Source organism: uncultured Rothia sp., from assembly GCF_937976295.1.
In the GTDB taxonomy this organism is placed as follows: Bacteria; Actinomycetota; Actinomycetes; order Actinomycetales; family Micrococcaceae; genus Rothia.
Map to the genome: position 1 here is coordinate 1 of NZ_CALJRY010000255.1, position 8,675 is coordinate 8,675.

The 8,675-nt window shown below is 60.6% G+C and carries 6 protein-coding genes and 1 tRNA gene; 2 read left to right on the forward strand and 5 right to left on the reverse strand.

From position 1 onward, the window contains the following. Nucleotides 1–380: 380 nt before the first annotated feature. Nucleotides 381–2,609, reverse strand: coding sequence for a DEAD/DEAH box helicase (locus Q0216_RS06835; protein ID WP_298593992.1), 2,229 nt, complete (start codon nt 2,607–2,609; stop codon nt 381–383). A 647-nt stretch (nt 2,610–3,256) separates the two neighbouring features. Continuing rightward, nucleotides 3,257–5,116, reverse strand: coding sequence for a DUF2079 domain-containing protein (locus tag Q0216_RS06840; RefSeq protein ID WP_298593994.1), 1,860 nt, complete (start codon nt 5,114–5,116; stop codon nt 3,257–3,259). A gap of 217 nt (nt 5,117–5,333) precedes the next feature. Between Q0216_RS06840 and Q0216_RS06845 the strand changes: the two genes are divergently transcribed. After that, nucleotides 5,334–6,593 carry a DNA-3-methyladenine glycosylase gene (locus tag Q0216_RS06845; protein WP_298593996.1) on the forward strand — a complete coding sequence of 420 codons (1,260 nt, stop codon included), beginning with the start codon at nt 5,334–5,336 and terminating at the stop codon, nt 6,591–6,593. Nucleotides 6,594–6,718: 125 nt separating this feature from the next. Here the strand turns inward: Q0216_RS06845 and Q0216_RS06850 are convergent, their stop codons facing one another. The 3 genes from Q0216_RS06850 to Q0216_RS06860 all read right to left on the reverse strand — a co-directional run bounded on the left by Q0216_RS06850 (nt 6,719) and on the right by Q0216_RS06860 (nt 8,116). Beyond that, nucleotides 6,719–7,096, reverse strand: a complete 378-nt coding sequence (locus Q0216_RS06850) for a co-chaperone YbbN (RefSeq protein WP_005504813.1) — start codon at nt 7,094–7,096, stop codon at nt 6,719–6,721. 373 nt (nt 7,097–7,469) lie between these two features. Next, nucleotides 7,470–7,551 (reverse strand) — tRNA-Tyr (locus Q0216_RS06855). A gap of 178 nt (nt 7,552–7,729) precedes the next feature. Next, a complete protein-coding gene (locus Q0216_RS06860) occupies nt 7,730–8,116 on the reverse strand; it encodes a hypothetical protein (protein WP_298593998.1) in 387 nt (128 codons plus the stop codon). 141 nt (nt 8,117–8,257) lie between these two features. On the opposite strand from Q0216_RS06860, the gene Q0216_RS06865 reads away from it, so the two are divergent. Beyond that, a partial coding sequence (locus tag Q0216_RS06865; RefSeq protein ID WP_298594001.1) for a YajQ family cyclic di-GMP-binding protein occupies nt 8,258–8,675 on the forward strand: 418 nt, incomplete at its 3' end.

Consider the following 8,675-nt stretch of genomic DNA (forward strand, 5'->3'; position numbering starts at 1 on the left):
CGGGACCTCCATCTTACCAAGATGGCGCTCTACCACTGAGCTATCGGGGCAACAGGTAAAACTATACAGGTCTTCAAGGATGCCCGCAAGCGGAAAAGCTATGGCATACGCCACATTTACGCTTACATGTTCCCCACACTGCCGCATGGGAGCCCAACATCGACCAAGAGCCCAGCATTGACCCAGCACCGCCACATTCGCCCAGCGTCACCGCACCAGCTGACGCAAACACGCAGAGACCAACAGAACAAAGACCGGCAGGAGAGCGCATCACTCCCCTGCCGGTCTTTGAATCAGATACGGATGACAAGGCTGCTAGCCGATAGCCTCAGCAGCCCCTCATCCCGCAGATCCGAGCTTAGCCGAAATCTTACGAAATCTTAGTAGCGCTTGCCTCGGCCGCCGAAGTCGCGGCCACCGTCACGGTTACCGCGGTAGCCGCCATCGCGGCGGTTATCACGGCCACCGAAGTCACGACCGCCGAAGTCTCGGCCACCATCACGGTTGCCACGGTAGCCACCCTCACGACGGTTATCACGGCCGCCAAAGTCGCGACCACCAAAGTCACGGTCATTGCGCTTGCCGCCGAAGTCACGACGCTTGAAGTCGCGGTCACCGCCGAAGTCACGGCCACCGTCACGGTTACCGCGGTAGCCACCCTCGCGGCGGCCACCGTCACGACGACCGCCCTCGCGGCGATCGAAGTCGCGGAAACCACCCTCACGACGGCCACCGCCGAAGCCGCGGCCACCGCCGCCGCCCTTGGGACCGTTGTCCTTGCGGATGTTGATGAACTCGCCAGCAATCTTGGTGTCACGCAGACGGTCGAAGAAGTCGCGGGGCAGGTCCTCAGGCAGGCCAACAATGGTGAAGTGCTGGCGAATGTCGATGGAGCCAATCTGGGAGCCCTTAATGCCACCCTCGTTAGCCAGTGCACCCACAATAGCGCCCGCGGTCACGCGGGAGGAACGGCCAACGTTCAGCTTGTAGTTGACCATACCCTCATCATTGTGTGCGCGCTTTGCCTTGCGGCCGCCGCGATCCGAATCATCGTCGGAGAAGGGGCGGGACTTGTGGGCGATATCTTCGCTCTCATCAAGGAAGAAGGGGCGACCCTGCTGGGCGATAACAGCCAGTGCAGCTGCAATGTCCTCAGCGGTGGTGTCGTGCTCGTTCTCGTAGTCCTCGATAATCTGGCGGAAGAAGCTCAGATCCTCAGACTCGATGGTCTCGGTAATCTGCTGTGCGAAGCGCTGCTTACGGGTCTCGTTCACTGCCTCTGCGGTGGGCATGTGCATCGGCTCGACCTTCTGGCGGGTTGCCTTCTCAATCTGACGCAGCATGTACTTCTCACGCGGGGTGACGAAGAGGATTGCGGCACCTTCGCGACCTGCACGGCCGGTACGACCGATGCGGTGCACGTAGGACTCGGTGTCGTGGGGGATGTCGTAGTTGACGACCAGGGAGATACGCTCAACGTCCAGGCCGCGTGCCGCCACGTCGGTTGCCACGAGGATGTCGATGCGGCCGTCACGCAGGGCGTCAACGGTGCGCTCACGCAGCTGCTGGGGGATGTCACCGTTAATCGCTGCTGCCGCGAAACCGCGTGCCTTCAGCTTGTCGGCAACTTCCTCGGTTTCCTTCTTGGTACGCACGAAGACGATGATGCCGTCGTAGTTTTCGACCTCGAGCACGCGGGTCATTGCATCCAGCTTGTGGGAGTGCATGACCTGCATGTAGCGCTGGGTGATGTTTGCGCTGGTGGTGGTCTTAGCCTTGACTCGGATCTCGGTGGGGTCGTTCAGGTACTGCTGAGCGATCTTGCGGATCGAGTTGGGCATGGTTGCGGAGAAGAGCGCAACCTGCTTGCTGTCGGGGGTGCCTTCGAGGATCTTTTCCACGTCTTCGGCGAAGCCCATGCGCAGCATTTCGTCTGCCTCATCGAGTACCAGGTACTGCAGGTTGGACAGGTCCAAAGAGCCCTTTTCCAGGTGGTCAATCACGCGGCCGGGGGTACCGACGACGACCTGCGCACCGCGGCGCAGACCGGCCAGCTGCGGGCCGTAGGGGGAGCCACCGTAGATGGGCAGGACGGTGAAGTCCTCCATGTGGGTTGCGTAGGAGGAGAAGGCTTCTGCAACCTGCAGAGCCAGCTCGCGGGTGGGTGCCAGGACCAGAACCTGGGTGTCGCGGGAGACGCCGTTGATGTCGGCAAGTTCAGCCATGCGGGACAGTGCCGGCAGCGCGAATGCTGCGGTCTTACCGGTACCGGTCTGTGCCAGACCGACCACGTCGTGACCCTCAAGCAGCAGGGGGATGGTCTGTTCCTGAATGGGGGACGGCTTCTCGTAGCCTACCTCTTCCAGAGCCGCCAGGACGCGGGCGTCCAGGCCCAGGTCGGTGAAGCGTACGCCTTCTTCTTCAGCCTTTTCGGCGGTTTCTTCTGCGGTGGCCTCGGCTTCTGCGGGAGTTTCTGCAGTAGCTTCTGCAGTGGTTTCTTCTGCTTCTACAGCAGGGCTCTCAACGGTGTTCTCGGTGATGTTCTCAGTGGTCACAACGGTCTCTGCCTCGGCGTTCAGTTCGGCCGGGGTAGCAGTATTCTCAGTCAATTTTTCCTCTATACGGTAGGGGTGGATAGCGCACGCTTTTCGGCGCTTACCGGGTGTCCCCTTCACGGCCCAGCCACACATCATCCCCTGGGGAGTAGAGCGTCCAGGGGTCCTCCGTTACCGGCGCATTCTGCAGAGGTGTTCTGCGGATGCTGCGGGTAGCGGCTTTTGCTGGGGGTGGTCTTGAATTTCTCGGCACATTATCCGCACGCCTGTTCGTGCTCTACGCTCGGCGCGCAGTAGTCCCTGTGATTCAGGGGTGTACAGGGTGGGTAATGCTCACATGCAATATCACGTATTCCTGGTGGTTCGCCTTCCCGCTTACACGGCGGTGGTGTGTCTGTTACAGCAGACGCAGCAAAGACGCTGGACCAGAGATCGTTAAGAGAGGCCCTCGTGTGCGGTGTGAACCGCAAGTTTATGGGGCGTATCAATCGGTGATGGTGAGTACGGCGCACCTACAATTCCAGCACCACCTTGGGTGCCGGGTGCGCACAAGACCTTCATCGGGGGTTCCCGTGTTCTACCTAGTGTACCGTAGCGGCACCCATCTGACCTCAAAAGGTGCTTAAAACCTCATCTCTTAAAGGCGAGCGCCCACCCTGCACATGCAGAGTGGGCGCTAAAGATTCAGCTACCGCGGTGCGCTAGTCAACGCGACGCACAATATCAATCGTGCCGACGGTCGCGTACTTAGCGTAGGAGTGGCCGTAGCGGTCAGCCGCGTACTGTGCGGCGTTGGTCGGCGGGTTGCCGCCCCAGGAGTTGCTCATGCGGTCGATAACCACGTAGTCGGGTGCGGGTTCACCGGTGTGACCGATCCAGTAGACGGTACGACCGGGAATCAGCTGGGTCAGAAGCGACAGGTCAGATGCAACAGTCACCCCTTCGGGCACCTTCTGGACGGCCTCCTGCTTCATCTGGTCAGTCGTAGTCAGCGCGGAGGCGGTGAACTGCGCATTACCCAGGGATGCGAGGGGCTGCTGGGAACCGGGTACGAAAATCGGGGATGCGGCAAGGAAGAGCGCCACGGCGGGTAGGAGCCATACGGGCATGCGGCGTGCCAGTGCGGTCAGGCGGCTGGGCTCGGTGTTGGTCTGAGGCTCCTCGTCGGAGGCGCTATCGGCTACTCGCGCACCCGAACGCACCGGAATCGCGGCGGGAACCACGCCGTAGCGTACCCGCAGGACAGCGTCGAGCAGGGCGAGGAAGACGATGGGCATGAGCACGAGCGAGTAGTGCCAGGTGCTTGCCCAGTAGGATTCCATGGTGGAGAGCAGACGCCATGCTAGGGTCGGCAGGGCAATTGCCGCCAGAGGAGAAATCACCCAGAGGACCGCTCCGGTAATGAGCAGCAGGCCGAGGGTTGCAAGCTTGGTGTTGTTGCTGAGCATCTGCAGTGCTGAGCCGAAGGGGTCGCCCAGCGCTGCGGAGAAGTTCACCTTGTCGGCGTAGTCGAAGTTTCCGCCGCTATTGAAGTAGGGCAGAATCACGTAGATGGCGACGACGGACCAGAAGACGCCCCACACCATGACCATGGTGGATTCGGCGACGGCGGGGGTGCGCGCCCAGGAGGAGTAGAGCTGCTGCATGCGGGTGCGCATGGGGGCGGGAGTACCGGCGGAGAGGCGCGGCATCAGAATATCTACGGCGGTGCTCAGCCAGCCGGTGCGGATAAAGATAATCAGGCCGATGGCTGCGACAGTAATGCCCATATCTTCTTTGACGAAGGCAATGGGTAGAGCCCACCAGCAGGCGTAGGCGAGGTAGCGTGCGCGTTCGGTACCGCTCACTCGTGAGGCGAGCACCAGGTAGCCGAGGCTCATGGCGAGCAGCGGCACGGCGAAGGCTACTTCGTGGAATTGGGCGGCGATAGCTTGCTGAACGCCGAAGCTGAGGGCGAATCCGGCGCCGAGTAGCAGACCGGTGATGGTCGGGATAACGCCCTGAAGTTTTGCGGATTGAGCGTTCTGCGTCGGTTCGCTCTTCTGGGCATCCTCAGTCTTCTGGGCGAGCGCGAAGGCACGCTGAGTGAAGCGCACAATGGCGAAGCTTGCGAAGGCGACCAGAGCATTCTGCACCACCAGCAGGGTGGTCGGCGAGGGGAACAGCGCGTAGATGGGTCCTAGAAGAACCAGAATCGGGTGGAAGTGGTCACCCCAGAGGTTGAAGTCGGGCCCCTTAATGGGCACGACGGGCACGGAGAATTGCGAGTACGCCTGCGCCATCTGGGTGAAAATCGCCAGGTCCCAGGAGGGCGTAATCCAGTGCTTCATCTGCTGCAGCGAGTAGTAGGTGTACAACGCCATGACGGCGGCGGCAAGCAGCAGGCCGGGTAGTAGTTCGAGGGGGCGGATGCTCTTGACGCGCTCGGTGAGGGACTGACGCGGCTGTTTCTTGATGCGCTGAGTATTGGCGCGCTGAGTACGGCCCGCACCGGTGGCGGTGCTGTTCTTCTGTTCAGGTGCGTCAGTATTCGAGGATGCTTCGTGTGCTTCCGCTGCCATAGGCGTCCTTCTCTCGGGGTGTATGTCCGGGCTACAGGCGCCCACGGAACGAGTGGAACGCACCGCCTATGTCGTGCCGGTATTGGCGTTCGTTCTCGCTCTACCTTTTAGAGTATCGCATTAGTGGCGTACCTGCCCTTCCTGCACTTTTTGTATCTTGTTCCTCAAATATCTACCCCGGATGTTGCCGCCCGGTTTGGGCGCATAGACTGGTGTGGTGAGTACGTTTCCTTCCTCAACCCCCGACGGTGTCACCCCTGACGGCACGACCCCCGGTAGCCGCCCGGCAGCGGGTGCGCGGCGCATCCGGCATCCTTTGGCGGCAGCCGGTGTGCCCTACGCGCCGGCGCTTGCGGATGCTCTTCACGAACCGCGTGTTCAGGTTCGTACTCTCTCCTCCGCCGCTTCGTCCCTTCCCGGTGCCCTGGCTCCCGAGGCGTGCGAGGTTGTGATTGAGCCGCATGTTCCGGTGCAGTTGGCGCAGACGTTGGGGTCGTTGCGCCGCGGCGCTCAGGATCTTTCGTATCGTGCGCTGAGCCGCGCGGATGGTGCCGAGAGAATCTGGTTGACGGCTCGCACGCCGTTTCACGAGTTCCCTGCGGTGCTGTACACCGAACGCTTGGCGCAGCCCGCCGAGCTTCCGGAGAATCTTGCCGTTCTTCATCGTCTGCTGATGCGCCCGGTGCGTATTCGCCTCTGGGTTTCGTATAGTGCCGCAGACCAGCAGATGCAGGCGCGAGCCGACCTTCAGGCGTTAGCGCAGGAAATGACGTACTGGCTGGGGTTGCACGACCCCGCCGAACAGTTCGGCGCTCTACCTTCTTTTGAGTCTCTTCCGCCGCGTATTCAGCAGGCGTGGCGGCAGAATCCGGGGCTCCGCCTCAGCGCTTCGGGGCAGCTGGACCGGCAGATGCTCAACGCCATTGTGGAGCAGCGCATCACCCAGACCGAAGCGTTCAGGACCTTAGGCTGGGTTCTGCGAAAGTACGGCTCCCCCGCCCCTTCGACCGGGTTGGGGCATCAGCCGGAGGGGATGCGCGTCTACCCGAGCGCCCGGACCCTGGCGACGATTCCTACCTGGGATTGGCATCGGGCGGGCGTGGATAAAAGCCGCTACGATACCGTGTACGCTTACGCTCGTTCCGCCGAGTCTCTGAAAAACATTGCGGCAGAAGGCGACATCACCCAGCTGGCGCGGAGCCTACACACTGTGCGCGGCGTGGGCCCGTGGAGTATTTCCGAGGCTCTGCAGCGCGTGTGCGGGCACCCGGACGCCATCAGCGTGGGCGACTACCATCTGGCGCACGCGGTCGGTGAGCTGTTCACGGGTAAGCGCACCGATGATGCGGGAATGCTCGCCCTGCTGGCGCCCTACAGCCCGCATCGGCAGCGTCTGGTACGGCTCATGCACGCTTCGGGCTTTTCGAAGCAGCGCTACGGGGCGCGCATGACCATTGAGGATCACCGCGACCGCTAACGCCCCCGCACCCCAACGAGGGTAAAAGGGGACGGGGCGCCTCTGCTTTTTAAGAGGGGACGGGGCGCCCCCTGCCGGTTGTGCCGGCGGGTGCGCCCCGTTCAAGCTCTTTTGTGGTGGTGAGCTTACTTCTTCTCTGCAGAGCCCTCTGCTGCTGCAATCTCTGCACGGACCTTGTCCATGTCGAGCTCGCGGATCGAACCGATCACGGTCTCCAGCTGGTCTTCGCGCAGTGCTCCAGCCTGCTGGTACACCAGGATACCGCCACGGAAGCCCATGATGGTGGGGATGGAGGTGATGCCTGCTGCCTGAGCGAGCTGGCCCTGGTCCTCGGTGTCGACCTTGCCGAAAACAATGTCGCTGTGCTTCTCCGAAGCAGCCTCGTAGACGGGGGAGAACTGCTTACAGGGACCGCACCAATCTGCCCAGAAGTCCAGGAAGACGATGTCGTTGCTCTCAACGGTAGCAGTCAGGTTCTGCTGAGTAATTTCAATAGTAGCCATGAGATAAAGCTACACCCTCAAGACCCCAATCGCTAATTGTTCGCCCTGGGATTCAAACATTGTGAAAGATATGACAGCTTGCCGTCATAGTTGGTTCTTTCTGCGGTAAGTTCCGCCGAGTTTTAAGCGTGTCGCGGTTAATCCAGCGAAAGGTTCCGCACCGGGTTATGGAGGCGCGCTGCCCGGCAGGCGAAAGCCCCCCCCCATCCGAGTGAACCATACGCTCTCCTCGGGAAAGCCTCGATGGGAGCATCGGGAAAAACGCGAGCATCGAGAAAATACGGTCACTGCTGTGGAAGCTGACTGCGGGATCCACCGTGAAACTGGTTTTAGATACACAAAAGCCCGGTTACTTTCGTAACCGGGCTATTTGTGGCAGGTGAGGGATTCGAACCCCCGTAGGCAGTGCCAGCTGATTTACAGTCAGCCCCCTTTGGCCGCTCGGGTAACCTGCCGCCTAGCTAGGTGCTAGTTGCTCGCTCACGCGAACAGAGACTACTCTACAGCAGTTTTAGGGACTTGTACACTTCACATAGGGTTTTGTGACGAAGGTTATATATCTGGTGGTCTTTATCGCAGCCCGCGCCCTCACCCTATAAGTAAAGCCGTGAAAAGCCAGTGCCTACAGCAGTTTTAGAAGGAGCGGGAAGGAGTATCGCCATCCTGCTCAAGCAGAAGCACAATCTCCAGGTGCTCCAGGTAGCGGCGCGCCTGCTCCACAGTGCACATGTCACCGGCAATCTCACGCTCCAGGTCACGGCGAACACCGCGGAAACGTGCCACCAGCGAAGGCTCAGTCAGAGTAATACCGACACCGTCAAAGGGAGAAGGCTCAGCATCTTCCGCATGCAGGTCAAGATGAATATCGTGGTGATCAGATTCGTTGAGACGCTCCGCCTCAGGAATACCCTCGGGCTCAGCCCCCAAAGAGGTATGCAGGTCGATGAAAAGGAGGGTTTGCAGGTCGCGAGCTTCCTCGCTCGTGCGCAGATCCGTCGTGGACAGGTTAGGAGTGGTCATATTTCTATTGTCCTCCTTTAAGGTTAGTAACACCTGTAAAACAGGCCCGTATTTCTGATAGTTAGCTGTGAACAAGAGCCCCAACCCGGTAGGCTAGTACTAACCGGTGCCAGTAGCACCTCATTCACGAAAGGAAAGCCCATGGCTAGCGAATCCTCATTCGACATTGTGTCCAAGGTGGACAAGCAGGAAGTTTCCAACGCACTGCACCAGGCGCAGAAGGAAATCTCCCAGCGTTACGACTTCCGCGGCGTTGGCGCAGAAATCGACTACTCCGGCGACAAGATCCTCATCAAGGCAAACGCCGAAGAGCGCGCCCTGGCGGTGCTGGATGTTTTCCAGTCCAAGCTGGTCAAGCGCGGTATCTCCCTGAAGTCCCTGGACTCCGGCAAGCCCTACGCATCCGGTAAGGAAACCCGCATCGAGTGCTCCATCAAGGAAGGCATCGCCCAGGATCAGGCAAAGAAGATCTCCAAGATGATCCGCGAAGAGGGCCCCAAGGGCGTGAAGGCGAACATCCAGGGCGATGAGCTGCGCGTCTCCTCCAAGTCCCGCGATG

Bases quoted from the DNA above. Each gene is read 5' to 3' on its own strand.
- Q0216_RS06840 (WP_298593994.1), bottom strand. From the start codon at position 5,116: ATGGCAGCGGAAGCACACGAAGCATCCTCGAATACTGACGCACCTGAA.
- Q0216_RS06850 (WP_005504813.1), bottom strand. From the start codon at position 7,096: ATGGCTACTATTGAAATTACTCAGCAGAACCTGACTGCTACCGTTGAG.
- Q0216_RS06860 (WP_298593998.1), bottom strand. From the start codon at position 8,116: ATGACCACTCCTAACCTGTCCACGACGGATCTGCGCACGAGCGAGGAA.